General features: G+C 70.0%; 21 protein-coding genes, 4 tRNA genes and 1 other RNA gene. 14 read left to right on the top strand and 12 right to left on the bottom strand.

The window, feature by feature from the left end; translation table 11 throughout:
* Positions 1–28: 28 nt before the first annotated feature.
* Genes purL through purS form a run of 3 tightly spaced genes read right to left on the bottom strand, consistent with a single transcriptional unit; the run spans position 29 to position 3224 of the window.
* Positions 29–2287 carry a phosphoribosylformylglycinamidine synthase subunit PurL gene (gene purL, locus ABFX81_RS11020; protein ID WP_086844877.1) on the bottom strand — a complete coding sequence of 753 codons (2259 nt, stop codon included), beginning with the start codon at positions 2285–2287 and terminating at the stop codon, positions 29–31.
* Entirely contained in the window at positions 2284–2964 is a 681-nt protein-coding gene (gene purQ, locus ABFX81_RS11015) for a phosphoribosylformylglycinamidine synthase subunit PurQ (protein ID WP_086844875.1), read from the bottom strand. The genes purL and purQ overlap by 4 nt, the downstream gene beginning before the upstream one ends.
* Positions 2961–3224: a phosphoribosylformylglycinamidine synthase subunit PurS gene (gene purS / locus ABFX81_RS11010; RefSeq protein ID WP_010045045.1), complete on the bottom strand. Its 264-nt coding sequence runs from the start codon at positions 3222–3224 to the stop codon at positions 2961–2963. The genes purQ and purS overlap by 4 nt, the downstream gene beginning before the upstream one ends.
* A 267-nt stretch (positions 3225–3491) precedes the next feature.
* Here purS and ABFX81_RS11005 point away from each other — a divergent pair, with 267 nt between their 5' ends.
* From ABFX81_RS11005 to ABFX81_RS10970, 8 genes are all read left to right on the top strand, one after another.
* Complete coding sequence (locus ABFX81_RS11005; RefSeq protein ID WP_086601717.1) at positions 3492–3809, top strand: histone-like nucleoid-structuring protein Lsr2; 318 nt, start codon at positions 3492–3494, stop codon at positions 3807–3809.
* 134 nt (positions 3810–3943) lie between these two features.
* Positions 3944–4015, top strand: a tRNA-Gly gene (locus tag ABFX81_RS11000).
* 82 nt (positions 4016–4097) lie between these two features.
* Positions 4098–4170, top strand: a tRNA-Gly gene (locus tag ABFX81_RS10995).
* Positions 4171–4314: 144 nt separating this feature from the next.
* Positions 4315–5286 (top strand): ATP-binding cassette domain-containing protein, encoded by a 972-nt coding sequence (locus ABFX81_RS10990; protein ID WP_086844873.1) that lies wholly within the window; start codon positions 4315–4317, stop codon positions 5284–5286.
* Positions 5283–6086 (top strand): ABC transporter permease, encoded by an 804-nt coding sequence (locus tag ABFX81_RS10985; RefSeq protein WP_086844870.1) that lies wholly within the window; start codon positions 5283–5285, stop codon positions 6084–6086. The genes ABFX81_RS10990 and ABFX81_RS10985 overlap by 4 nt, the downstream gene beginning before the upstream one ends.
* A gap of 22 nt (positions 6087–6108) precedes the next feature.
* Positions 6109–7395: a sensor histidine kinase gene (locus ABFX81_RS10980; RefSeq protein WP_346137971.1), complete on the top strand. Its 1287-nt coding sequence runs from the start codon at positions 6109–6111 to the stop codon at positions 7393–7395.
* Entirely contained in the window at positions 7392–8012 is a 621-nt protein-coding gene (locus ABFX81_RS10975; protein ID WP_086854748.1) for a response regulator, read from the top strand. The genes ABFX81_RS10980 and ABFX81_RS10975 overlap by 4 nt, the downstream gene beginning before the upstream one ends.
* A gap of 22 nt (positions 8013–8034) precedes the next feature.
* Positions 8035–8110 (top strand) — tRNA-Gly (locus tag ABFX81_RS10970).
* A gap of 56 nt (positions 8111–8166) precedes the next feature.
* Here the strand turns inward: ABFX81_RS10970 and ABFX81_RS10965 are convergent.
* From ABFX81_RS10965 to ffs, 6 genes are all read right to left on the bottom strand, one after another.
* The gene (locus tag ABFX81_RS10965) at positions 8167–9066 is read right to left on the bottom strand and encodes a phosphoribosylaminoimidazolesuccinocarboxamide synthase (protein ID WP_086854749.1); all 900 of its coding nucleotides are present in this window, start codon (positions 9064–9066) and stop codon (positions 8167–8169) included.
* 69 nt (positions 9067–9135) lie between these two features.
* Entirely contained in the window at positions 9136–10608 is a 1473-nt protein-coding gene (locus ABFX81_RS10960; RefSeq protein ID WP_086854750.1) for a N,N-dimethylformamidase beta subunit family domain-containing protein, read from the bottom strand.
* Positions 10609–10861: 253 nt separating this feature from the next.
* Complete coding sequence (locus tag ABFX81_RS10955) at positions 10862–12724, bottom strand: M48 family metalloprotease (protein ID WP_346137970.1); 1863 nt, start codon at positions 12722–12724, stop codon at positions 10862–10864.
* 573 nt (positions 12725–13297) lie between these two features.
* Positions 13298–14548, bottom strand: a complete 1251-nt coding sequence (gene purD / locus ABFX81_RS10950; protein WP_086855519.1) for a phosphoribosylamine--glycine ligase — start codon at positions 14546–14548, stop codon at positions 13298–13300.
* A 152-nt stretch (positions 14549–14700) separates the two neighbouring features.
* The gene (locus ABFX81_RS10945; protein ID WP_346137969.1) at positions 14701–17193 is read right to left on the bottom strand and encodes a DNA polymerase III subunit gamma and tau; all 2493 of its coding nucleotides are present in this window, start codon (positions 17191–17193) and stop codon (positions 14701–14703) included.
* Positions 17194–17247: 54 nt separating this feature from the next.
* An RNA gene (gene ffs, locus ABFX81_RS10940) (signal recognition particle sRNA small type) lies at positions 17248–17346 on the bottom strand.
* Between the two features lie 72 nt (positions 17347–17418).
* Here ffs and ABFX81_RS10935 point away from each other — a divergent pair.
* A tRNA-Ser gene (locus tag ABFX81_RS10935) sits at positions 17419–17506 on the top strand.
* Positions 17507–17573: 67 nt separating this feature from the next.
* Here ABFX81_RS10935 and ABFX81_RS10930 read toward each other — a convergent pair.
* Both ABFX81_RS10930 and ABFX81_RS10925 read right to left on the bottom strand, forming a co-directional pair.
* Positions 17574–18146: a DUF6415 family natural product biosynthesis protein gene (locus tag ABFX81_RS10930; RefSeq protein WP_346137968.1), complete on the bottom strand. Its 573-nt coding sequence runs from the start codon at positions 18144–18146 to the stop codon at positions 17574–17576.
* Complete coding sequence (locus ABFX81_RS10925) at positions 18143–18676, bottom strand: hypothetical protein (RefSeq protein WP_346137967.1); 534 nt, start codon at positions 18674–18676, stop codon at positions 18143–18145. Before ABFX81_RS10925 ends, ABFX81_RS10930 begins: the two co-directional genes overlap by 4 nt.
* 186 nt (positions 18677–18862) lie before the next feature.
* Between ABFX81_RS10925 and ABFX81_RS10920 the strand changes: the two genes are divergently transcribed.
* From ABFX81_RS10920 to ABFX81_RS10905, 4 genes are all read left to right on the top strand, one after another.
* A complete protein-coding gene (locus ABFX81_RS10920; RefSeq protein WP_086847461.1) occupies positions 18863–19606 on the top strand; it encodes an XRE family transcriptional regulator in 744 nt (247 codons plus the stop codon).
* Complete coding sequence (locus ABFX81_RS10915) at positions 19606–20076, top strand: NUDIX domain-containing protein (RefSeq protein WP_086847463.1); 471 nt, start codon at positions 19606–19608, stop codon at positions 20074–20076. The genes ABFX81_RS10920 and ABFX81_RS10915 overlap by 1 nt, the downstream gene beginning before the upstream one ends.
* 805 nt (positions 20077–20881) lie before the next feature.
* Positions 20882–21190 (top strand): hypothetical protein, encoded by a 309-nt coding sequence (locus tag ABFX81_RS10910; RefSeq protein ID WP_346137966.1) that lies wholly within the window; start codon positions 20882–20884, stop codon positions 21188–21190.
* A gap of 85 nt (positions 21191–21275) precedes the next feature.
* Complete coding sequence (locus tag ABFX81_RS10905) at positions 21276–21566, top strand: hypothetical protein (RefSeq protein WP_346137965.1); 291 nt, start codon at positions 21276–21278, stop codon at positions 21564–21566.
* Positions 21567–22808: 1242 nt separating this feature from the next.
* Here ABFX81_RS10905 and ABFX81_RS10900 read toward each other — a convergent pair.
* Entirely contained in the window at positions 22809–23330 is a 522-nt protein-coding gene (locus ABFX81_RS10900; protein WP_086847468.1) for a hypothetical protein, read from the bottom strand.
* A 329-nt stretch (positions 23331–23659) separates the two neighbouring features.
* On the opposite strand from ABFX81_RS10900, the gene ABFX81_RS10895 reads away from it, so the two are divergent.
* Positions 23660–24181: a hypothetical protein gene (locus tag ABFX81_RS10895; RefSeq protein WP_346137964.1), complete on the top strand. Its 522-nt coding sequence runs from the start codon at positions 23660–23662 to the stop codon at positions 24179–24181.
* Positions 24182–24368: the final 187 nt, after the last annotated feature.

Here is a 24368-nt window from a genome sequence, read left to right as displayed (position 1 = left end):
CGGGGCCTCCGTCGTGCTGCCTCGGGCGCTACGCCAGCAGCGCCGGGATCGTCCCCTCGTGGATCTCGCGCAGCTCGGACAGGGAGAGCGTGAACTCGCCCTGGACGTCCACAGAGTCGCCGTCCACGACACCGATGCGGGTGGCCGGCAGGCCCCGCGCGCCGCACATGTCGTTGAAGCGGACCTCCTCCGAACGCGGCACGGCCACGACCGCGCGGCCCGCCGACTCGGAGAAGAGGAAGGTGAAGGCGTCCAGACCGTCCGGGACGATCAGGCGGGCGCCCTTGCCGCCGAGCAGCGCCGACTCGACGACCGCCTGGATCAGACCGCCGTCGGAAAGGTCGTGCGCGGAGTCGATCATGCCGTCGCGGGAGGCGGCGATCAGGATCTCGGCGAGCAGACGCTCGCGCTCCAGGTCGACCTTCGGGGGGAGGCCGCCGAGGTGGTCGTGGACGACCTGCGACCAGGCCGAGCCGCCGAACTCCTCACGCGTGTCGCCGAGGAGGTACAGCAGCTGGCCCTCCTCCTGGAAGGCGACCGGGGTGCGGCGGGCGACGTCGTCGATGACGCCCAGGACCGCGACGACCGGGGTCGGGTGGATGGCCGCCTCGCCCGTCTGGTTGTAGAGGGACACGTTGCCGCCGGTGACCGGCGTGCCGAGCTGCTGGCAGGCGTCCGCCAGGCCGCGCACGGCCTCCGCGAACTGCCACATCACCGCCGGGTCCTCGGGCGAGCCGAAGTTCAGGCAGTCGGAGACGGCCAGCGGCTTGGCGCCGGTGGTGGCGACGTTGCGGTAGGCCTCCGCCAGCGCGAGCTGCGCGCCCGTGTACGGGTCGAGCTTGGCGTACCGGCCGTTGCCGTCGGTGGCCAGGGCCACGCCGAGGCCGGTCTCCTCGTCGATCCGGATCATGCCGGAGTCCTCGGGCTGGGCGAGGACCGTGTTGCCCTGCACGAAGTGGTCGTACTGGGAGGTGATCCAGGACTTGGAGGCCTGGTTCGGGGAGCCGACGAGCTTCAGGACCTGGTCCTTCAGCTCCTCGCTCGTCGCCGGCCGCGGCAGCTTGTTCGCGTCGTCCGCCTGGAGGGCGTCCTGCCAGGACGGCCGGGCGTACGGGCGCTCGTAGACCGGGCCCTCGTGGGCCACCGTGCGCGGGTCGACGTCGACGATCTTGCCGCCGTGCCAGTAGATCTCCAGGCGGTCGCCGTCGGTCACCTCACCGATGACCGTGGCGATGACGTCCCACTTCTCGCAGATCTCCAGGAAGCGGTCGACCTTCTCCGGCTCGACGACCGCGCACATGCGCTCCTGCGACTCGCTCATGAGGATCTCCTCGGGCGAGAGCGTCGAGTCGCGCAGGGGGACGTCGTCCAGCGTCACGCGCATGCCGCCGGAGCCGTTCGAGGCGAGCTCGGAGGTGGCGCAGGACAGGCCGGCCGCGCCGAGGTCCTGGATGCCGACGACGAGCTTCTCCCGGAAGGCCTCCAGGGTGCACTCGATGAGGAGCTTCTCCTGGAAGGGGTCGCCGACCTGGACGGCCGGGCGCTTCGAGGGCTTGGCGTCGTCGAAGGTCTCGGAGGCCAGGATCGACGCGCCGCCGATGCCGTCGCCGCCGGTCCGGGCCCCGTACAGGATGACCTTGTTGCCCGCGCCGGACGCCTTCGCGAGGTGGATGTCCTCGTGCCGCATCACACCGATGCACCCGGCGTTGACCAGCGGGTTGCCCTGGTAGCAGGAGTCGAAGACGACCTCGCCGCCGATGTTGGGCAGGCCCAGGCAGTTGCCGTAGCCGCCGATGCCCGCGACGACACCCGGCAGGACGCGCTTGGTGTCGGGGTGGTCGGCGGCGCCGAAGCGCAGCGGGTCGACGACGGCGACCGGGCGGGCGCCCATGGCGATGATGTCGCGGACGATGCCGCCGACACCGGTGGCCGCTCCCTGGTAGGGCTCGACGTACGACGGGTGGTTGTGCGACTCGACCTTGAAGGTGACCGCGTAACCCTGGCCGACGTCCACCACACCGGCGTTCTCGCCGATGCCGACGAGCATGGCGTCGTTCTCGGGTGCCTTCTCGCCGAACTGGCGCAGGTGCACCTTGCTGCTCTTGTACGAGCAGTGCTCCGACCACATCACCGAGTACATGGCGAGCTCGGCACCGGTGGGCCGGCGGCCGAGGATCTCGACCACGCGCTCGTACTCGTCCTTCTTCAGGCCCAGTTCGGCCCAGGGCAGCTCGACGTCGGGGGTCGCGGCCGCGTGCTCGACCGTGTCCAGAGGCGTCCGGCTCATGCGTTGACCAGCTTCTTGAGGATCGAGGTGAAGAACGGGAGACCGTCGGTACGACCGGTACCGATCAGCGGCTCGACGGCGTGCTCGGGGTGCGGCATGAGGCCCACGACGTTGCCGGCCTCGTTGGTGACACCCGCGATGTCGTTGTTCGAGCCGTTGGGGTTGACGTCCAGGTACCGGAAGGCGACCCGGCCCTCGGACTCCAGTGTGTCCAGCGTGTGCTGGTCGGCGACGTACTGCCCGTCGATGTTCTTCAGCGGGATGTGGATCTCCTGGCCGGCGGTGTAGTCGCTGGTCCAGGCCGTCTCGGCGTTCTCCACGCGCAGCTTCTGGTCACGGCAGATGAAGTGCAGGTGGTTGTTGCGCAGCATCGTGCCGGGCAGCAGGTGGGCCTCGGTGAGGATCTGGAAGCCGTTGCAGATGCCGAGGACCGGGAGGCCGGTCTTCGCCTGCTCGATGAGCGGCTCCATGACCGGCGAGAAACGGGCGATGGCCCCGGCGCGCAGATAGTCGCCGTAGGAGAAACCGCCGCACAGCACCACGGCGTCGACCTGCTTGAGGTCCTTGTCCTTGTGCCACAGGGCGACCGGCTCGGCGCCCGCGAGCCGGATCGCGCGCTGGGTGTCCCGGTCGTCCAGACTGCCGGGGAAAGTGACGACGCCAATACGAGCGGTCACTTCACGGCCTCCGCGACTTCCTCGACCCGGACCGTGAAGTCCTCGATCACGGTGTTCGCGAGGAACGACTCCGCAAGATCGTGAATGCGGGCGAGGGCGGCCTCGTCGACCGGCCCGTCAACTTCCAGTTCGAAACGCTTTCCCTGGCGGACGTCCGAGATCCCTTCGAAACCCAGCCGCGGCAGTGCGCGCTGCACCGCCTGGCCCTGGGGGTCGAGGATCTCCGGCTTGAGCATGACGTCGACTACGACGCGTGCCACTGGCACTCCCGGTGTGTGGTGCTGAGCAGGTTCCTTCAGACTACCCGCACAAAATTTCTACGCGCGTCGACTTGTAGGAATCTACGTGACGGTCATCACGATCCTGCATCGACCGGCCCCCACACGAAAATTTCCGGGAAAGATTCCGGGTCGACACCCGAAACCTATTGCGTTCGGACACGCGGACAGATTTAGTCGGGTTTCACATTGCATTGTCAGGCACTGTAGAAATGAATTGGCAAGTGCCGCAGGAAGGGACCGATATTCGTGGCGCAGAAGGTCGTGGTCACTCTCTTTGACGACATCGACGGCTCGGAAGCGGCGGAAACGATCGCCTTCGGACTGGACGGCAAGTCGTACGAGATCGACCTGAACGAAGTCAATGCCGGTGAACTGCGGAAGGCGCTCGCGCCCTACGTGGAGGCCGGCCGCAAGCGGTCCCGCTCGGGCAGGGCATACCGGCAGACGGAGGTCGCCCCCGACCCGTCGGCCGTGCGGGCCTGGGCCCAGGCCCACAAGATGGAGGTCCCCGCGCGCGGGCGCATCCCCAAGAGGGTCTACGAGGCGTTCACCGCCGCGCAGTGACGGCCCGGTGAGGCCGGGCGGACGACCGGTCACCCGCCCCTCGCGGCAACCGACTTGCGCAGCACCCCGGCTGATCAGCTAGAGTCTGGAGCACGCCGAGGGGCGAGGCCGAAAGGCCCAGCTCACGGAAACATGCGGGTGTAGTTCAGTAGTAGAACATCCCCCTTCCAGGGGGAAGGCGCAGTGTGCGATTCCTGTCACCCGCTCTGCATCGCCAGTACCGACCACTCTTGTGGATCAGGTAGGCTGGTGCCCGCACCGATCGGTGAGAGCCGGTCGGGAGCAAATGCGGACGTAGCTCAGTTGGTAGAGCGCAACCTTGCCAAGGTTGAGGTCGCGAGTTCGAGCCTCGTCGTCCGCTCGGGAATGAGACCCCGGTCCTGATGGACCGGGGTCTTCTTCGTGTTTGCGTTCCTCGTCCCTGATCCTTGCTCCTGACATTTGTCATGCCGAGTGATGACAGCGCGCACTGCTCCCGGAGCCGCGCGGCCGGGACGCTGAAGGCATGGAAAACAACGGACACGAACACGTGATTGAGGTCACTGACCTGCGGCGTGTGTACGGGGGCGGGTTCGAGGCGGTAAGCGGAATCAGCTTTTCCGTACGGCGCGGGGAGATCTTCGCCCTGCTGGGCACCAACGGCGCGGGCAAGACATCGACGGTGGAAGTGCTGGAGGGACTCGCGGCACCGGCGGACGGCCGGGTACGGGTCCTCGGGCACGACCCGTACACCGACCGGGCCGTCGTACGGCCCCGCACCGGCGTGATGCTCCAGGAAGGCGGCTTCCCGTCCGAGCTGACCGTCGCGGAGACCGCGCGGATGTGGGCGGGGTGTGTGAGCGGGGCCAGGCCACCGGCGGAGGTCCTGGCGCTGGTCGGGCTGGAGTCGAAGGCCGGCATCCGGGTCAAGCAGTTGTCCGGAGGCCAGCGGCGCCGGCTGGATCTGGCGCTCGCGCTGCTCGGCGACCCCGAAGTGCTCTTCCTGGACGAGCCGACCACCGGCCTCGACGCGGAGGGCCGCCGCGACACCTGGGAGTTGGTGAGCGCGCTGCGCGACGGCGGTACGACGGTGCTGCTGACCACGCACTACCTGGAGGAGGCGGAGAACCTCGCCGACCGGCTGGCGATCATGCACGAGGGACGCATCGCCACCACCGGGACCCCGGCCGAGGTGACCGCATCCGAACCGTCGCGGATCTCCTTCGAGCTGCCCGAGGGCTACTTCGCCGGCGACCTCCCACCGCTCGGCGAGCTGGGCGTGACCGGACACGAGACCGACGGCCGGATCATCCGGCTCCGCACCCATGAACTGCAGCGGACGGCCACCGGGCTGCTGATGTGGGCCGCGCAGGCCCGGGTGGAGCTGCGCCGCCTGGACGTGCGGTCGGCCTCCCTGGAAGAGGCGTTCCTCGGCATCGCCAAGAACGTCTCCGCGGAGCAGGCCATGGGGATGACGACGAAGGAGTACGCGGCATGAGCGCCACCCACGCGACGACCCGCCCGGCGCGGGCGGCGACCACTCCACTGAGCCGGATGACGGCACTCGCCCGTGCCGAGATGACCCTGCTCGGGCGTACCAAGGGCGCGCTCGTCGCCGCGCTGTTCGCACCGCTGGTGCTGCCGGTCAGCACATCGCAGCTGTCCAAGGAGATGGACCTCGCCGAAGCCGGGCTGAGCACCGGCACCCTGGTGCTGCCCGCCTCGGTCGGTTTCTCCCTGCTGTTCGCCGTCTACTCGGTGCTCGTCGGAACCCTCGTCGTCCGGCGTGAGGAACTCGTCCTCAAGCGGCTGCGCACCGGTGAGCTGAAGGACGTCGAGATCCTGGCCGGTTCCGCGCTGCCGGCCGTTCTCACCGGGCTCGTGCAGTGCCTGCTGCTGGCGGTGGGCTGCTCGGTCCTGCTGGACCTGTCCGCGCCGCCCGCGCCGCATCTGGCCGTCGCCGGCCTGCTGTTGGGGCTCGTGATGTGCGCCGCGCTGGCGGCCGCCACCGCGAGCTTCACCAGGACCGGCGAGAGCGCCCAGGTCACGCCCATGCCACTGATGATCATCTCGATGATGGGCTCCGGCATGTTCTTCCCGCTGGAGCTGTTGCCCGACCGGGTGGCCTCCGTCTGCGAACTGCTGCCGCTGACGCCCGTCGTCACCCTGGTGCGCGGCGGCTGGACCGGCGACCTGTCGGCGTACGAGGCGCTGGGCGCCGTCGCGACGGCGGTGGCCTGGATCGTCATCGCCGTGTTTGCTGTACGACGGTGGTTCCGCTGGGAACCGCGGCGTTGACCGGAGGGGGAGTGACGGGCTGATGCGGGGGCCGGGCGGGTGGTGGCGGCGGCAGAGCACGCCGGAGAAGGTCGAGACGTACACCCGGGGGTCGTTCCACTTCTTCGCGGTGCTCGAGTTCGTGACGATCGGGCTCACGGCCCTGATCCCGTTGGGAGGGTGGGTGGGGGCCGCCCTGCTGCTGACGGCGGGCGTGCACGCCGCGCTCTGCTTCGTCACCGTGTCGCGGGCGCTGGACTGGACGCGGGGCAGGCGGCCCCAGCCCGTCGGACTGCTGTGGTCGCTGGCCGCCGTCACCGCCGCGGTGGGCGTCACCGCGATCGCCGTCGCGGAACGCGGACCGGACAGCGAGAGCGTGGACGCCGCCGTGGGCGGGGCCTTCGGGGTGGTCGTCATCGTCGGGGTTGGCATCATCGCACTCGGCATCCGTGAGCGGAAGCGCGTGTTCGCCGTCGTCGGGGCCTTCGGCGCGGCCTCATGGATCGTGGCCTTCACCCGGGGCGCGCCTGCGGGCGAATCGCTCTTGGCGTCGGTGACGGTTCTGTTCGGCGGCGGGCTCGTCGCCTTCACGGCCGTCGTCTCGGTGTGGCTGCTCAACATCGTCTACGAACTCGACGAGGCACGTGAGACCCGGTCCCGGCTCGCCGTCGCCGAGGAGCGGCTGAGGTTCGGGCGGGATCTGCACGACGTCATGGGACGGAACCTCGCCGTCATCGCCCTCAAGAGCGAACTGGCCGTGCAGCTCGCCCAGCGGGACCGGCCGGAGGCCGTGGCGCAGATGGTCGAGGTGCAGCGGCTCGCGCAGGAGTCGCAGCGGGAGGTACGCGAGGTCGTCCGGGGCTACCGGGAGGCCGACCTCGCCTCGGAACTCGCCGGTGCGCAGGGCGTGCTGACCGCGGCCGGTATCGACTGCACGATGAGCGGGGCGCCGGCGGCGGGGCTGCCGGTCGCGGTGCAGTCCGCCCTGGGATGGGTGGTGCGGGAAGCCGCCACGAACGTCCTGCGGCACGGGGACGCACGGCGGTGTGCGGTGAGACTGCGGATATCGGAGGGGCGCGTGGTGTTGTCCGTGGAGAACGACGGGGTCACCGAGGCCGGGGGCGGGTCGTCCGGGTCGTCCGGCTCCGGGCTCGCCGGGCTGCGGGAGCGGCTGGCGGAGATCGACGGGACACTGGAGGCCGGGCCCGGGGGCAAGGGGCTGTTCCGGCTGACGGCGGAGATTCCGCTGCCGTCGGGGGCCGCATCGCCGGGGTCCGCTCCTTCCGGGTCCGTCGCCCCTGTGCGATCCATGAGTGAGGTCACGCCATGACGGCCGTGGAGCCGGTCCGGTTGCTGCTCGCCGACGACGAGCACCTCATCCGGGGGGCGCTCGCCGCGCTGCTGTCGCTGGAGGACGACCTCACGGTCGTCGCCGAGGCGGCCACCGGGCCGGAGGCGCTGGCGATGGCCCGGGCCCACAAGCCCGACGTCGCCGTACTGGATCTCCAGATGCCCGGCGCCGACGGTGTGAAGGTCGCCACATCCCTGCGCACCGAACTGCCCGGCTGCAAGGTGCTCATCGTCACCAGCCACGGGCGGCCCGGGCATCTGAAGCGGGCGCTGGAGGCCGGGGTGCGGGGGTTCGTGCCGAAGACCGTGAGCGCGCAGCGGCTCGCCGAGCTCATTCGCACGGTGCACGCCGGGAACCGTTATGTCGACCCGGAGTTGGCCGCCGACGCGATCGCCGCGGGGGACTCGCCGCTGACCGCCCGGGAGGCGGAGGTGCTGGAACTCGCCGCCGACGGTGCCCCCGTGGCGGAGATCGCCGAGCGGGCCGCGCTGTCGCAGGGGACCGTGCGGAACTACCTGTCGTCGGCCGTGTCGAAGCTCGGGGCGGAGAACCGGCATGCCGCGGTGCGGCTCGCGCGGGAGCGAGGTTGGGTATAGTGGTTCTCGCGCCACGGCGCATGCGAACGTAGCTCAGTTGGTAGAGCGCAACCTTGCCAAGGTTGAGGTCGCGAGTTCGAACCTCGTCGTTCGCTCCAGCGAGAAGCCCCCCGGTTCCGGCCGGGGGGCTTCTCTGTGTCCTGAATCCAGCGTCCTACGACCAGCTCGTGCCGGTCAGGCGCTCGTACGCCTCCACGTACTTGGCGCGGGTGGCCTCGACGACCTCCTGCGGCAGCGCGGGCGGCGGCTGCTCGCTCTTGCGGTCCCAGCCGGACTCCGCCGAGGTCAGCCAGTCGCGGACGTACTGCTTGTCGTACGACGGCTGCGCGCGGCCCGGCTGCCACTGGTCGGCCGGCCAGAAGCGGGAGGAGTCCGCGGTCAGGACCTCGTCCGCGAGGACCAGGGAGTCGCCGTCGAAGCCGAACTCGAACTTCGTGTCCGCGAGGATGATGCCCCGGTCGCGGGCGATGTCCCGCCCCCGGGAGTAGACGGCGAGGGTCGCCTGGCGCAGCCGGGCGGCGGTGTCGGCGCCGACCTGGCGGGCGACCTCCTCGTAGGAGACGTTCTCGTCGTGCTCGCCGACGGCGGCCTTGGTGGCCGGGGTGAAGATCGGGGCGGGCAGTTCACTGCCGTCGACCAGGCCCTCCGGGAGGGCGAGGCCGCAGACCGTGCGGGACTCGTTGTACTCGACCAGGCCCGAGCCGGTCAGGTAGCCGCGGGCCACGCACTCCACGGGCACCATCTGGAGCGACTTGCAGACGAGCGTGCGCCCCGCCCAGTCGGCGGGGGCGCCCGCGGGCAGTTCCGTGCTCAGGACGTGGTTGGGGACCAGGTCCGCGAGCTGGTCGAACCACCACAGGGAGAGCTGCGTGAGGACCCGGCCCTTGTCGGGGATCTCGGTCGGCAGCACCCAGTCGAATGCGGAGATGCGGTCGCTGGCGACCATCACGAGGTCGCCCGCCTCGTTCTGGTACAGCTCGCGCACCTTTCCGGTGTGCAGGTGCACCAGGCCCGGAACCTGGATCGGCTCAGGCTTTTCTACGAATCCGGACACGGTTCCTCCCCGTGGTTCTGTCCATTGGGGTTGATTCTCCCGTATGCGGGGCTGATCCCGGACAGTGGGTCAGTCGCGTTTGCAGATGCGGTCCAGGAGGTTTGCGGTGGCCCGCTGAACGCGGGCGTCGACGTGGCCGGGGCGGTCCAGGGCCGGGGTCCAGGCGAACGTTCCGGACGCGAAGACCCAGGCGCCGGAGGGGGCGCGGTACAGCGACGTCTCCTGGTGGCGGGGCGCGCCCTCCTTGTCGGTGTACGGCGAGTGGGCGAGCAGCACGCGCTCCTCGTGCTCGGGCAGCGGGGTGCGCGGGTAGTAGCGGTCGGCCTCGCCCGCCACCAGGCCCTCGATCTCGTCCCCCTCGTGCGCCCCGGTCGCCTCCCACAGCCAGTGGCCGGCGTTGCGCACGATCAGCGGATGCGGCTCGGGGACGGGGCCGGCGTACTGGATGCCGATGAGCTGCTGCTCCGCCCGGTCGACCTCCCGCCACAGCACCGGCTTGCCCGGCCCCCTGCGCTTGCGGCAGGTCAGCAGGCGGTCGGGGACGCCGGACGGGGAGGGGCCCAGTTCCACCTGCCAGTACATGGAGTTGGCGGAGAGGAAGACGAGCGAGGTGCCGGCGTCGCGGGCGAGCTCGACGGCAGCGCGCATCGGGGCCGACCAGTACTCGTCGTGGCCCGGGAAGACCAGGCCGCGGTAGCGGGCGGGGTCGACGCGGCCCGCGTGCAGGTCACCGGCGGTGGCGTAGGCGACGTCGTAGCCGTAGCGCTCGGCCCAGCGGATGAAGTCGTAGGCGTGGCCGATGTGCATGGGGAGGCCGGCGCCCGCGTACGGGCGGTCGAAGGAGACCGTGGTGGCCGCCTCGGCCTCGCCCAGTAAACGGCCCTTCTCGTCCCAGGCGTGGTAGAGGCTGGCGCCGGTGCGGCCGTCCTCCGGGTAGAGGTTGTACGCCTGCCAGGTGATGTCGGGCAGGACGAGGAGCAGGTCGGCGGGCTGGTCGTGGCGGACCGTGAAGGGGACGTGGGAGCGGTAGCCGCCTGCGGTGGTGAGGACGGCGACGTACGCCCCGATGTTCCAGTACGACGGGACCTGGAGCCGCCAGGACAGCCACCAGTGGTGGCAGGAAACCGTACGGTCCGCCGTGAGCGGCGGGGGCTGCACGATGCCGGACAGGCGCGGGCTCGTGGTGATCTTCGCGGCGCCGTCACCGCCGTAGTGGCCGATGCGGTAGATGTCGACGCCGAACTCCTGCGGCGGGTCGACGGTGATGTGGAAGTCGATGGCCTCGCCGGGCGCGACAGCGCCGGTGGAGGTGAAGCCCTTGATCTGGCGGTGGACGTCGTCGGCCGCGCGGGGGCCGCCGGAGCGGCTGCCCTTCGCGGCGTGGGCCGGGTCCTGGTCCACGTACCAGGGGACGACCTGACCGGTGTCGTCGAAGTACGTCACGTTTCCGCGCAGCCACGGAACGGGGCCCAGCCCGAAGGGATCCGTCACGGCGTGCGCCAGCGCTCCCGACTCCCAGCGGTGGATCTGCTCCGAGCCCATGGTTGCTTCCCCTCCCCTTCGCCCCCGTGGTGGTGCGTGCTGATGTGGTGTGTGCGGTGTCGTCCGCGTCTGTGCGGTGTTCTGCGGCCTGTGCCGTGCTCTGGGGGCTGTGCGGTTGCGTCACGCTCATGTGTTTGTCGTATGTCGCAAGCCCTTGCCATGCACGCGAACGGTCCAAGCACATCACATAACGCGCGCACTTCGTTACTGTTCGTTTCGAATTGGCCAGAAGCGGAAGCGGGTGCTCCGGCGGTCAGACGAGCCGGACCGGCTTCTCGGGACGTATCCCCAGCTCGGCCAGCCAGGCCCGCAGGGGCGTGGAGTCGCCGTCCTCGATCAGGATGAGGATCTTGGGTGCGAGGTCGGCGGCGCGTTCGCCGTTGTGGAGGAGGGTCGGGCCGTCCAGCCAGTCCAGGCCCGGTGTCGCACCCGCGGTGTCCATCGCCGCGCAGCAGATCATCGCCGTGAGGTGATCGGCGAGCAGTTCTCGGGCGGTCCGCGGGGGCTGGAGGGGGAAGAGAGGGAGGGTCCGGTCGTCCCAGAGGGCGGCGGGGTCCGGGGTGGCCGGGGAGCCGGTGGACGAGGAGGCCGCGGTGAAGGGGGCGGTGGCCGACGGGCTCGGCGTCGCGGTGGCCTCCTCGCGGGACAGTTCGGCGCTGAGCCGGGCGGCGAGGGTGGCGCTGCGGGGGGTGGTGCCGGAGAGGTCTTCTTCGTCGTCAGGAGGTGGTTCGGGGCTTCGAGCGGTGAGGTGGGTTTCTCCGGCTCTGTCCGTCAGGTGGTCCGGGTCCGCTCTGTCTGTCAGGTGGTCCGCTCTGTCCGTCGGGTCATCCGCTTCGTCCGTCAGGTGGTCGAGGACGCGGGACAGGGTCGGGCCGCCGGTGCTCACGGCCGCGCTTCCCGGGGCCGGGCGGACACCCATGGCGTCCAGGACGCGGTGGAGACGGGCCGCCTCTATGCGCCACTTGCGGTCCACGACCTCCTCCGGATACTCGCTCCAGCCCACCGGCGACCAGTCGGGCCCGGGCGCCGCGGGGCCGCCGTGGAAGAGGCGGGCGGCGAGGAGGGAGGCGGCCTCGTCGACCGTGCCCGGCTCCTCCAGCAGATCGCAGGCGGGCCGCTCGCCGAGACGGGACGCGAAGCCCTCGGCCAGGCGGTCGCGCCGGGACAGCTCCGTGAGCGCCGCCACCACACCGGCGTCCAGCCGGGACGGCCAGCGGCCCATCCGCCAGGCGGGCAGCGCGACCCGGGTCAGCAGCCGGTCCCAGCCCGCGTACGCCAGGCCCACCTGCTCCTGGGCGACGATCCGCAGTCCGTAATCCACAGCCTGTGCACGCTCCGCGGCCGCGGCCGCCACACCCCGCTCCATCTCGGCGGCGTGCACTCGGCAACTGCGCAACAGAAGCCGGGCCACCCATCCGACACCGGCCAGCACGGCTCTGGGCACCGGACCGCGGTGCGGCGACGAGGCCACGGCCACTGCGGCGTCCAGACCCCGGACGAAGCGCCGGGCGGCGGCTATGTCCGGGTGCGCCGAGGGGCCCGTACCGGCGACGACCGGGGCGAGGACCGCGCGCAGCTCGCCGACCCGCATCCACCACAGGAAGGGCGAGCCGATGACGAGGACCGGCGCGACCGCGTGACGGCGGTGCGGGTGTCTCCCGCCGCCGGCTATGTCGTCGTGCTCCTCGGCGGGGGGCGGGCCGTGGGCGCGGTGCGTGCGGTCCTCCAGCCAACTGTCGCAGTCCGGCGTGAGCGCTATCGCGGAGGGCGCGGGGACGTCGAGCCGGTCGGCGAGGTCGCGCACCATCCGGTACAGGTCGGGGGCCGCCTCCTCCATGATCGGAATGGTCGGGCTCATGGCCGGGCGGGCCCGGGCGACGACCAGGGCGATACCCGCGGCGGCGAGCAGTACGAGAACCGCGACCGGCGTCAGGATCCAGCGGGCGGTATCCCAGCCGGGTCCGACGAGACGGCCGGTGGCGGCGCCCGCGAGCAGGATCACGGCGACGGCGGCGGGCAGCAGAGCGATGGCCAGCGCGCGGCTGCGCATGCGCAGCACGATTAGCGCCCGGGACCGCGCGACCTGCGCGCCTGCTTCCACACCCGTTCCGGTCACGACCGACCTCACCCCCTCCCCGTTGACCTGACGCTGTCCTTGCTCACTCCCCCACTGTGGCACCCGCCACCGACATCGCAATGCCGGTGGGCCAAGTGCCGGAACGCTTGCGCCGCACCCTAGTTGGGGCTCCGCCCCCCGTCAGCCGGAAAGGCCATCGGTCACTCGATGGAATGGCTTTGGGGAGAGGTGGATGACGGACAGCGAGGATCGGGCCCGGCATTCCGAAAACTTCAAGCCCCGGATCCTGAGACGGATCCGGGGCCTGTGAGGTTCACCGAGCGGGTCGGTTTCCCGCGTTGGTGTGACGCCAGGTGGCGGGGTTGACGAGTGACGTGACGCTGGGTGGCGGTGACGCCGGGATCCGGGGTTGCCGGGTGGTGGCTGGGAGCCGGGTGGTGGTTGGGAGCCGGATGGTGGCGGGGAGCCACGTGGTGGCTGGGTGCCTGGTGGTGACGGGGTGCCGGGTGGTGGCTGGGTGCCGGGTGGTGGCGGGGTGCCGGGTGGTGGCTGGGTGCCAAGTGGTGGCGGGGTGCCGGGGGGCGGCAGGTCGCCGGGGGGCGGGGTTGCCGGTTACGCCCCTGCCACCTTCGCGGCGATGTCCGTGCGGTGCTGGGAACCGTCGAGCCGGATGCGGCCGACGGCCGTGTAGGCGCGGTCGCGGGCCTCGGTGAGGTCCTTGCCGGTGGCCGTGACGGACAGGACGCGGCCGCCCGCGCTGACGATCGCGTCACCGTCGCGCTTGGTGCCGGCGTGCAGCACGTACGCGTGCGGGGCGTCCTGGGCGGCGACCTCGTCGAGACCGGTGATCGGGTCGCCGGTGCGCGGAGTGCCGGGGTAGTTGTGCGAGGCGATGACCACGGTGACGGCCGCGTCGTCGCTCCAGCGCAGGGGCTCCAGGTGGGCGAGGTTGCCCGTGGCCGCGGCCATGAGGAGGCCGGCCAGCGGCGTCTTGAGCCGGGCCAGGACGACCTGGGTCTCGGGGTCGCCGAAGCGGGCGTTGAACTCGATCACGCGCACGCCGCGGGAGGTGATCGCGAGTCCGGCGTAGAGCAGCCCGGAGAACGGCGTGCCGCGGCGCTTCATCTCGTCCACGGTCGGCTGGAGGACGGTCTGCATCACCTCGTCGACCAGCTTCGGGTCGGCCCACGGCAGCGGGGAGTACGCCCCCATGCCGCCGGTGTTCGGGCCCTCGTCGCCGTCCAGCGCGCGCTTGAAGTCCTGGGCGGGCTGGAGCGGCACGACCGTCTCACCGTCAGTGACGGCGAACAGGGAAACCTCCGGGCCGTCGAGGTACTCCTCGATGACCACGCGCTCGCAGGCGGCGGCGTGGGCCTTGGCCGCCTCCAGGTCGTCGGTGACGACGACGCCCTTGCCGGCGGCGAGCCCGTCGTCCTTGACGACGTACGGGGCACCGAAGGCGTCGAGGGCCGTGGCGACCTCCTCCGGGGTCGTGCAGACGTACGACCGCGCCGTGGGCACCTCGGCCGTCGCCATGACGTCCTTCGCGAAGGCCTTGGAGCCCTCGAGCCGGGCCGCCTGCCCGGACGGGCCGAAGACCGGGATGCCGGCCTCGCGGACGGCGTCGGCGACACCGGCGACCAGCGGCGCCTCCGGGCCGACGACCACCAGGTCGGCGCCGAGCCGCGTGGCCAGCTCGGTGACGGCAGCGCCGTCCAGGGCGTCGACCTGGTGCAGCTCGGCGACCTCGGCGATGCCGGCGTTGCCGGGGGCGCAGTGCAGCGCGGTGACGTCGGGGTCGTGGGACAGGGAGTGGCACAGGGCGTGTTCGCGGGCGCCGCTGCCGATGACGAGGACCTTCACGGGGCTCAGCCTAACGGGAAGCGGCGGGTTCCCTTTGTGCGGGCTGCCGAAGGAGGCGGAGATCTTGGATTGGAGGTTCCTCTGAATGAGGTTGTGGCGACCCGATCGGCCAGGGCTTGCGGGGTCGGCACCGGACCCCTGGGGCGAGCGGCTCAGGGCTCGTTCGAGAACTCCTCCACCACCGTCGCCCCCAGCTCCCGGACGATCAGCTCCTGGCCGGAGAGCGCCGACTCGTCGAGGTCGGGGTCGTCGTCCTCGGGAATGTCGTCCTCGACGGAGACGGACCGGGGCCGCGGGGCGGAGGGCTGGGGTACGGGGGCGGTGGGTGCGGGGGCCGGGGCCGAGCTGCGGGCGGGCGCGCTCGACTGCTGGGGTGAGGCGGACGAGGCCGTCGCCTGGGATGCGGCAGGGCGCTGGGCGGTCGCCGTACCGCCGCCGGTGCCGGTGTTGTAACCGCCGCCTCCACCACCGGCGTTGTAGCCGCCACCGCCGCCGTAGCCACCGGTGCCGCCGCCGTGACCGCCCTGGCCGCCTCCGAACCCGGAAGGGCCGCCCGGGGCCTGCGGCGCGGAGCCGCCGGAGGGGTCGACGATCGCCTCGATCTTCCACTGGACGTTGAACTGCTCGCCCAGCGCCTGCCGCAGCACGTCCTCGCTGCCGCTGCTCAGGAAGTTGTCGCGCGCGCCGGCGTTGACGAAGCCGAGCTGGAGGGTGGTGCCGTCGAAGCCGGTCACCTGGGCGTTCTGGCTGAGCAGGATCCAGGTGAAGCGACGGCGGTTCTTGACCGCTTCCAGGATGTTCGGCCAGAGCATGCGGGGGTCGAGACCGCCCGGGGCGGGGGCAGGGGCGGGCGCCGCAGGTGCCGGGTCCGAGGGCGCCGGTGGGGTGCTGGGTGCCGGGGCGCTCGGAGCGGGCGTGCTCGCTGCCGGGGGCGGCGACGCGGGTGCGGGTGCGCCCGAGGCGGCCGTGGGCCAGCCGCCGGGGCGACGGCCGCTGCCTGCGGAGGCCGCGGTGGGCCAGGCACCGGGGGCCGGGGCGGAGGCGGCTGCGGGAGTGTCGGAGGGAGCGGGAGCCTGAGCGGGTGGTGTCTGGGGCGGCTGGGCGGGCCGGGCCTCGGCGGGCTGGGCGTGCCCGCCGTCGGCGGGGGCGGAGGTGGGTGCGGGCTCGGCGGGAGCGGGCGTACCCGACGCCGACGGCTGCTGCGCAGCCTGGCCCGCCGCGGCGGGGGCATGCGCTTGCCCGCCCGAAGCCGCCGCATGACCGCCACCGCCACCACCGGGGCTCGCGGGGCCCGGGCTCCCGGGGCCCCCGCCACCCGGCGCTCCGGAGGCACGGACCGCCGCCCGGGCCGCGGCCGGACCGCCACCGGGCGAGACGGGAGCGGCCGCCGGACCGGCCGCCTGACCGGCCACCGCTGCCCCGTGTCCCTCCGGCCCCGGCACGTACCCCATGGCGGGCATGCCGGCGGGGCCCTGGGAGGAGAAGTTCACGCCGCGCTCGATCCGGTCCAGGCGGGCCATGACGGACCGCTCGTCACCGTAGGCGGCGGGGAGCAGGACGCGGGCGCAGATCAGCTCCAGCTGGAGACGGGGCGAGTTGGCGCCGCGCATCTCGGTCAAGCCCTCGTTGACGAGGTCGGCGGCCCGGCTCAGCTCGGCGGCGCCGAAGGTGCCGGCCTGGGCCTGCATCCGCTCGATGACGTCGGCGGGGGCGTCGATGAGCCCCTTGTCCGCCGCGTCCGGGACGGCGGCGAGGATCACCAGGTCGCGCAGCCGTTCCAGCAGGTCGGTAACGAACCGACGGGGATCGTTCCCACCCTCGATCACACGGTCGACGACCTCGAAGGCCGCGGCCCCGTCACCGGTGGCGAAGGCCTCGACGACCGAGTCGAGGAGGGAGCCGTCGGTGTACCCGAGCAGGGCGGTCGCCATGGCATACGTCACACCGTCCTCGGCGGCGCCGGCCAGCAGCTGGTCCATGACGGACATGGAGTCACGCACGGATCCGCCACCGGCCCGCACGACGAGCGGGAGGACACCGTCCTCGACCGGGATGGCCTCCTTCTGGCACACCTCGGCGAGGTACTCCCGCAGGGTCCCGGGCGGGACGAGCCGGAACGGATAGTGATGGGTCCGCGACCGGATGGTCCCGATGACCTTCTCGGGCTCGGTGGTCGCGAAGATGAACTTGAGATGCTCCGGCGGCTCCTCGACGACCTTCAGCAGCGCGTTGAAGCCGGCCGACGTGACCATGTGGGCCTCGTCGATGATGTAGATCTTGTACCGGCTGCGCGCAGGTCCGAAGAAGGCCTTTTCGCGCAGGTCACGGGCGTCGTCCACGCCACCGTGGGAAGCGGCGTCGATCTCGATGACGTCGATGGAACCGGGTCCGTTGCGCGCGAGGTCCTGGCACGAATGGCACTCGCCGCACGGCGTGGGCGTAGGACCCTGCTCGCAGTTCAGGCACCGCGCCAGGATCCGCGCGCTGGTCGTCTTGCCACAGCCGCGCGGCCCGCTGAACAGGTACGCGTGGTTGACCCGGTTGTTCCGCAGCGCCTGCTGCAACGGGTCGGTGACATGCTGCTGCCCGATGACCTCGGCGAAGGTCTCCGGGCGATAGCGGCGGTACAGAGCGAGAGACGACACGCATACGAGGTTATAGGCGCCCACTGACAACAGACCCCGCCGCAGGAAGCCCGGAACGCAAACGCCCCCCACGCACCCGCCAGAGCCAACCTACCCTTGCTGCCTTCCGGCCCTGGGGGAGTTCAGTCAGATAGCGCCGCGTGAGGGGCTGCGCCAAGGTTACCTGATGTCGGGGGCAGGGAACGAGTTCGCGAGCACTCCCCTGGGTCATGTAATGTTCCTGGCGGAGGATTCGCCTAGAGGCCTAGGGCGCACGCTTGGAAAGCGTGTTGGGGGCAACCCCTCACGAGTTCGAATCTCGTATCCTCCGCCAGTGCCTCACCGGGCACGATGTCGAAGGGCCCCACCGTTCGCGGTGGGGCCCTTCGGCGTGCTCCGTCTCACATTCCGTCTCGGTCAGGCACCCGGCCCCCGGTGGCCGTTTCCGACGCGGGAACGGGAATGGGCCCACGCCGTGCCTGCCGGTACTCCGCGTACAGCCGGTCGGCGGTCTTGCAGGTGCCGATGGCCTTACCGTCATCGTTCACGGTCCGGCAGGCCGGGCACCCGGGGCAGTGCAGCAGCAAGCGCAGGTACGCGGCCCGCTCGGGACCGCTCGGGCACTGATGGTCCCCGTTCTCGTAGTGATCGCACAGGGCGATGACGGAGCGGGCGAGGACTTGCGCGTGGGCGATCCGGGCGGAAGGGGTGTGGCCGGGTTCCGCACGCAGCCGCAAGCGCCCCTCCCCGATGCAGAAGAAGGCACAGACCCCCGGCACGTCGTCCTCGGACAGGGCTGGCTCCCTCGTCTCGATCTCGGTGATGACGAGCATCAGGTGTCCGCGTAGCTGGAGCGTGAGCGTCCCCGACTCCTCGAGGGAGAGCACGTCGGCATCCTCCGCCAGCACGCGCTCCGCGCAGGCGCGCATCACGTCGAGGTCCACCGGCAGAGCCTCGGTCGCGGGCGCGGTCACGACTCGTCCTCGTCGGTCGCCGAGTCGCCCTGCATCACCAACGCCAGCACGTCGCCGGACCTGCACAGACGACCAGGACGGACCATGGGCACCATCCAATACGAGGCTTGCGTCCGCTCGTCCCGCTCAGTGCGGTCGGCACGCGGCACGCCCAGGTAAGTGCCCTCCCCCAGGCACTCCGCGACCGGCGCGAACCACGCCTGTGCGGTACCGGGCGGCACGAGGGCGTAGTAGCGCCGGAATCCCGGGTCGTGGATGACCGGGCCACCACCGAGATACTGAGCGAGTCGTTCACTCAGGACAGACGACTCGTCGCTTCCAGCAGCACGGTGCACGATCTGCTCAGGAAGACGAATCGCCTCAAAGAGGATCCCCAGCGGAATCAGCGCGAGCCTCGCGGCGCTGCCCCACTCGCTGCGTGCCGTATCCGGCGACGGGTGGGCGGAGGCCAGCCAGTCCTCGACGCTTCCGCAGGGCGACGGGCTGGACAGGGATGCCAGGATCGCCGCCGGGGCCAGAGTCTCTGCCATGTCGATCTGCGCTCTCAGGAGGTGGCCATTCCCCGGAGCCGCGTCAGCGACCACCGAGGATTTCGTCTCGCGATCGTCGTGCGGATGCCCGGGACGGAGGAACCTCTCCCAAAAGCCACTTCGGGACGTCCCTCAGGCGGTAGAACGTCCCTGGAAGCGTCCCGACGTACCGTGAGGGATCTCGAGATGCCGAATGAGAGGCTGCGGGCCGTCATGGCGGCCGGGGGCTGGACCTGCGAGTCCCTGGCAGCGAAGGCAGAGGTGGACCCCAAGTCCGTGGAGCGGTGGGTGAATCTGGGACGCGTACCCCGGCGCCGCACCGCCCACAAGGCCGCCGAAGCCCTGAGGGAGGACGTCTATGCCCTGTGGCCGGCGCTGCGGCAGGCGAAGGCAGCGCGGGCGGTGAGCCCTGAACTGGTCGCCTTGTACGGACACCGGGCGGACGTGCCGGTGTCCGCATTCATCGATCTTCTCGCCTCGGCACGTGAGCGCATTGACGTCCTGGTGTACGCGGCAGTGTTCCTGCACGAGGCGTACCCCCGACTCAACGAACTGCTGCGGGAGCGGGCAGAAGCCGGCTGCACCATGCGCATCGCGTTAGGAGACGCAAACTCCCCGAACGTCCAACAGCGAGGCAGAGAAGAGAAGTTCGGCCACGGCATCGAATCGCGATGCCGACTGGCGGTCATGCACTGTCAGCCGTTGATCGGGGTAGCCGGTGTCGAGGTACGCACGCATGGGACGACCCTCTACAACAGCCTTTACCGTGCGGATGATCAGATGCTCGTCAACGCCCACCTGTTCGGCGTGAACGCCTACGCCGCCCCGGTGTGGCATCTGCGCAGAAGTGACGACGGCGGCATGTTCGACACGTATGCCGCCAGCTTCGACGCCGTGTGGGAGACAGCCCGGCCAGTGGAGGCGACCTAGTGGCCCGCACCGAGTACTACGACGACCCCGAGGCCCCGGAACCGAACAGCCTCGTCGTGGCAGCCTCGGCGGTTGTCACCGACGACCAGGGCCGCCTCCTGCTCCAACGCCGCAGGGACAACGACCTGTGGGCCCTGCCCGGCGGCGGCATGGACATGAGCGACTCCCTCCCCGGCTGCGCAATCCGTGAAGTCAAGGAGGAAACGGGCTTCGACATCGAGATCACAGGACTGGTCGGAACCTACACGGACCCCCGGCACATGATCGCTTACAGCGACGGCGAGGTACGCCGCCAGTTCAACATCTGTTTCCGGGCCCGCATCGTCGGAGGCGAGCTGACCATCTCCGACGAGTCCACAGAGGCCCGGTTCGTCGACCCCTCGGAACTGGACGCACTCCCCATGCACCACACCCAGCGCCTGAGGCTTCGCCACTTCCTGGACAATCGTCCGACGCCCTACTTGGGGTAGGACGAGGCCCGTAGACCGTCTCCAGTCCGTTCGAAATGCCGGACTGCAGACGCAGCTCGCCGCGGAAGCCGCCACAACCCCAGAACCGCCAGGTCAGCCCTGTATCTCTACTCGACAACCGACAACTCCACCAGCACCAATCCCGAACTTCTGCCACACGCCGCCACGACGTGCACAGAAAAGCCGGTCACGGCCACCGTCGACCATCAGCTGAGATCGAAGTACAAGCATCTCCCGGGACCGGACAAGGACGTGCAGACCGACTGAGTTACAACTTTCTCTACTGGTTCAAGGCACCCGGCTCCGCTCCGGGCGCCGCTCCTGCCTTCGGCCCGCTCCGCCCGCGCTGCGCCGACGCGCGCCCACGCGTGATAGGACCGGTAGCCATGAGTCGATCACCGCACACAACGCCCGCGGGTTAGAACAGTGCCTCCGGCGGGGGATCGGCCGGCACCGGGATGGAGGGGGCGCCGTTTCCGACCGCGGGTCCGTAGTGGCGTGCGCGAGAGGCTTCCATCCCGTCCGCCGTCGACCCAGGCAGAGCCGAGCAGACGCGGCCCCTGGCGTCCAGGTCGTTTCGTACAGTGGCGCGCTCCACCTGGACGCCAGGAACCACGCCCGCTCCACATGCGTGTGGGTCGACGGCGGACGGGATGGAAGCAGGGGTGGGTGGTGGTAGGGCGTCTGTTTGCCTGCTACCAGGCGATTTGCGTCTTTCGGGAGTGGGTCGGCGGGTACTCCTGATGCGAGGCTGCCTACTGGTGCATATGGTGAAAATGGTCTGCGTAAGCTGCGGAGGTTGCAAATGGCAGGCACGAAGATGGCACCTGCGCCTCGAAGCCTGGTTTGGGTGATCGTCGTCGTGCTGGCAGCGGTCGGAGCAACTGCCCTGTCCATGAAGTCTCAGCATAAGACTGCAGAAGAAGCGTTCATTAGCGGCGAGTTCACAATTGCCGGGTTCTTGATCATTGCCGCAGGCATCGGAGACCTCCTGTGCTGGATGACCGAAGGGCAAGTGAAAACCACCCTGATCTTTCTACTCCTGGGCTGCATCGCCACCCTGGTCATCAGCGGGACCGCCTACTGGATTGTGCGAATGAGGGGCACCCAGTGACCTCAGAGCATTACGCTTGGGCGATCGGCAGCTTTGCCTTGGCGGCCAGCGGTGGCACGGCAGCCGTCTATCGAGCAGCAGGTGGGTGAAGATCATGAACGTAGTACTTTTGGTGCTGATCATTGTCGCTGTTGCAGCGCTCACCTGGACGAGCGCCGTTCTCGACGTACGTCGGAAGCGCCGCGAAGTTGCAGAGCAGCAGATGAGGGATCTAGCCGCTGCACAACTCGTGCAACGACTCGCCGACCGCCTGCTGGCCACTCATGGATCGGGACCTGCTGAGGTGCCGGTGACACCGGACGAGAAGAAACTCTGGAAGCTGCCGTCCGAACTTGAAGTTACGGGGCACGAGTCGCCGCCACACATGGCGGTCTGAGACTCGGCGGTCGGCCTGGGGCACTCTTGTCAAGACTGCGGGTGGCCGCTGACACCAGTAGCTGACACCAACAAGACCGAACAGCGACGACCGATACCGGACCTCAGGGGACGATCGACCGAGGCACACGGCCGGTTGATCGGCGTCCACGATTCCTGGTGATCGACCTGATAAGGATGAGGCCACAGGTTCAAATCCTGTTAGCCCCACAGCGGCAAAGTGTCAGGTGAAAGCCCGGTAGATCTCCAGGATCTACCGGGCTTCTACAGCAGCCCGGTCATCGCGGGCGCGAGCGCCACTCCCGCGATCGACCCCGCCGCGCCCGCTGAGCGCGCGGCACCGAATTGGGGCTCAGCCGCGGTGATGCCACCAGTAGAGCGCGAGCGCTCCAACCCCACTGAGACTCGCCTTCACACCGACCCGCACCAATTCATCCTCAGCAGTGTTGAGGAGACGCCGGAAGTGGTGCCGTGCCCCGGATTCCGCGAGGGTCCTGTGCATCCGGCGGTGCATACGGGCCGTGCGGGCTGCCGCACGACTGGTGGCTATCCGACGTCGTACGCGCGCTGCGCGGGCGATCTTGGGTGTAGGCCGCTGACACTGGCAGCGCCTACACTTCCGGTTGCTGGGAATTTTCGACCTCCTTGTGGGTTGATCTTCCTGACTCTGTTGGCGGCCTCCTGCTCTCACCCAGGGGGCCGCCGCCGTTTTCGGCGACGGCCATGACCGCGCGCACCATTCTGACGCACCGCACTGACACCAGGTGCCTCTCGAGGTCAAGGCCAATTGACGGCTGCCGCACCGCAGATGAGACCCTCTGTGGGTACTTCAGCCTTGCGCTGGGTCCAAAGTGGCAGCACAGCGCGGCAAGTCGAGCCTGGGCACCGGGCAGGTGACGGTGCACCCCACGACCTGGTTCATGAGCCCCTTCGGTCGCACGGATGTTTCGCGTGAAACAGAGACCAGACCAATACAGGGCGGTTGGTCACGCAGTCGAACTTCACGCGACCTCGACGCACATGCCCAACTCGGTGAACGGGTCGATCTCAGGGCACGGCGTCGACCTCGCCGTCGACGGCGTATCCCATCTCCGGCAACTCGTACTTGTTGCGGTTGATGAACACGTCGATCTACTCCACGACACGGTGGAACTCGATGAACATGTTGAACTTGGTGTGTCCGTGCAGTGCTACGGACTCAGACGACTTCGGGCGCAGCTTCTGTCCGGGTGCGACCACAGTCCTAGCAGCGCACAACCGGTGGCGCGCCGTCTCCGCCTTCGACGACCAGCTGGCCGCCGCACGGCAGGGGGCACGGGTGTGGCACGGCCTCCGTCCGGCGGGCCTCGCCGAGGGTGCGCCGGATCAGCTCGGCACCCATGCGCGCGACGTTCTCCACGGCCTGGCGCTCGCCCTCGGCCAGCGTGCGGAACGGCCCGGGCGAGTTCCGGAACCTGAGGGACAGCCACTCGGCGGCCTCCGGAGCGGAGCGCTGGCCGGTGAACTTCCAGCGGCGCGGGTCCGCGGAGTCCTTCGCAGCGAGCAGCACGACCTGGCGGTGGACGTCGTCGCTCCAGCCCTGGCCCGTGGCGGCGCGGAAGGCTGGCCGTTTCACGCGTTCGGCGAGCCAGTCCGCGGTCGTCACGAGACCCGTCTCGATGGTCATCAGGACGTACACGTCGACGGGCGTCGGGCGGGGGCCGGGGGCGTCCGGGTTGGTGTCGGCGCGGTCGGCGGCCTGCTCCTGGCGCTCCTCCTCGGTCATGAGGTGCCGGAGGGCGGACGCCGTCGGCGTTCATGACCGTTCATGCAGGCCCCTAGCCAGGTCCGACACGGAGTCCCAAGAGCTACAGATCAGAAGCGGAGCCGTCGAGTGCGCTCCGCGACCGCACCACAAGCGCACCAGATCGAGCGGGGAACAGCGGGGAATCACGGGGAAAGCCACCGTGCCCGAGGAGGTCGTTCCTAGGCTGTTCCCCCAGGTCAGCCCCCGGACTGACCACAAATGACCGCAGCTTCTCAAGCTGAGATCATCAGCGCTTGGGACCGCTTCCTCCTTCACAGCGCGCAACAACGTGTGCTCAATACAGTCGTATGGACTGGACTGCACCTCTGAGTGCCATAGCCGGCGCACTCGCTGGCATCGTCGCGACGTTCGTTTTGGACCGAGACCGCTGGAAGCGTGCCCAACGAGCAGACGCGCAGACCGTTCTGCGCGAAGCCTTCGTGACCTACCTCTCTCACCTGGCCCGCGCGACAGAGAGCATGCGCTTCGCCTCAGAAGCTGCCTACGACACACCTGGAGATCGCAGGCGTGCAGTCCGTGCCGCCTTCTCAGAGTCCGGTCTGTTCGAGCAACGATTCGGCCTGACGATGCTTGCCCCGCCTCGCGTGGTCGAGCTGGGCGTCGAAGCGTTCCGCACCGTCCGAACTCTGCGCGATCTACTCGCCGACGGCGCACACGTCACGGATGGCACCTTCCAGACCGCACAGCACACCTACTACAAGGCCGTTCAGGCCACCGCATCCGCCATGCGCCAAGAACTCGGCATCCCTGAATTGCCCTTCGATCCCTTGGCGCCCAGCCACGACACCCGCACTCAGCGGCATCCCTGAGCACCACTCAGGGCATGCCCCTGTGAGAGACACCGGGCCTTCGGGGCAGCTCGGCGCGGCCGGGCCCCCGTCTCAGTTTCCGTCTCATTCAGCGCCGTTCACGGCCGTTCATCAAGGACCGCGCGCCGAGTTCGCCTCACGGGCCAGCCGCCCATGAACGCAGGTGAACGCCCTCGAACCGAGTCCA

Source organism: Streptomyces coeruleofuscus (assembly GCF_039532725.1).
GTDB classification, from domain to species: Bacteria; Actinomycetota; Actinomycetes; order Streptomycetales; family Streptomycetaceae; genus Streptomyces; species Streptomyces coeruleofuscus.
The sequence above is the reverse complement of the archived record's forward strand: the minus strand, read 5'-3'. Positions and strand labels throughout refer to the sequence as shown.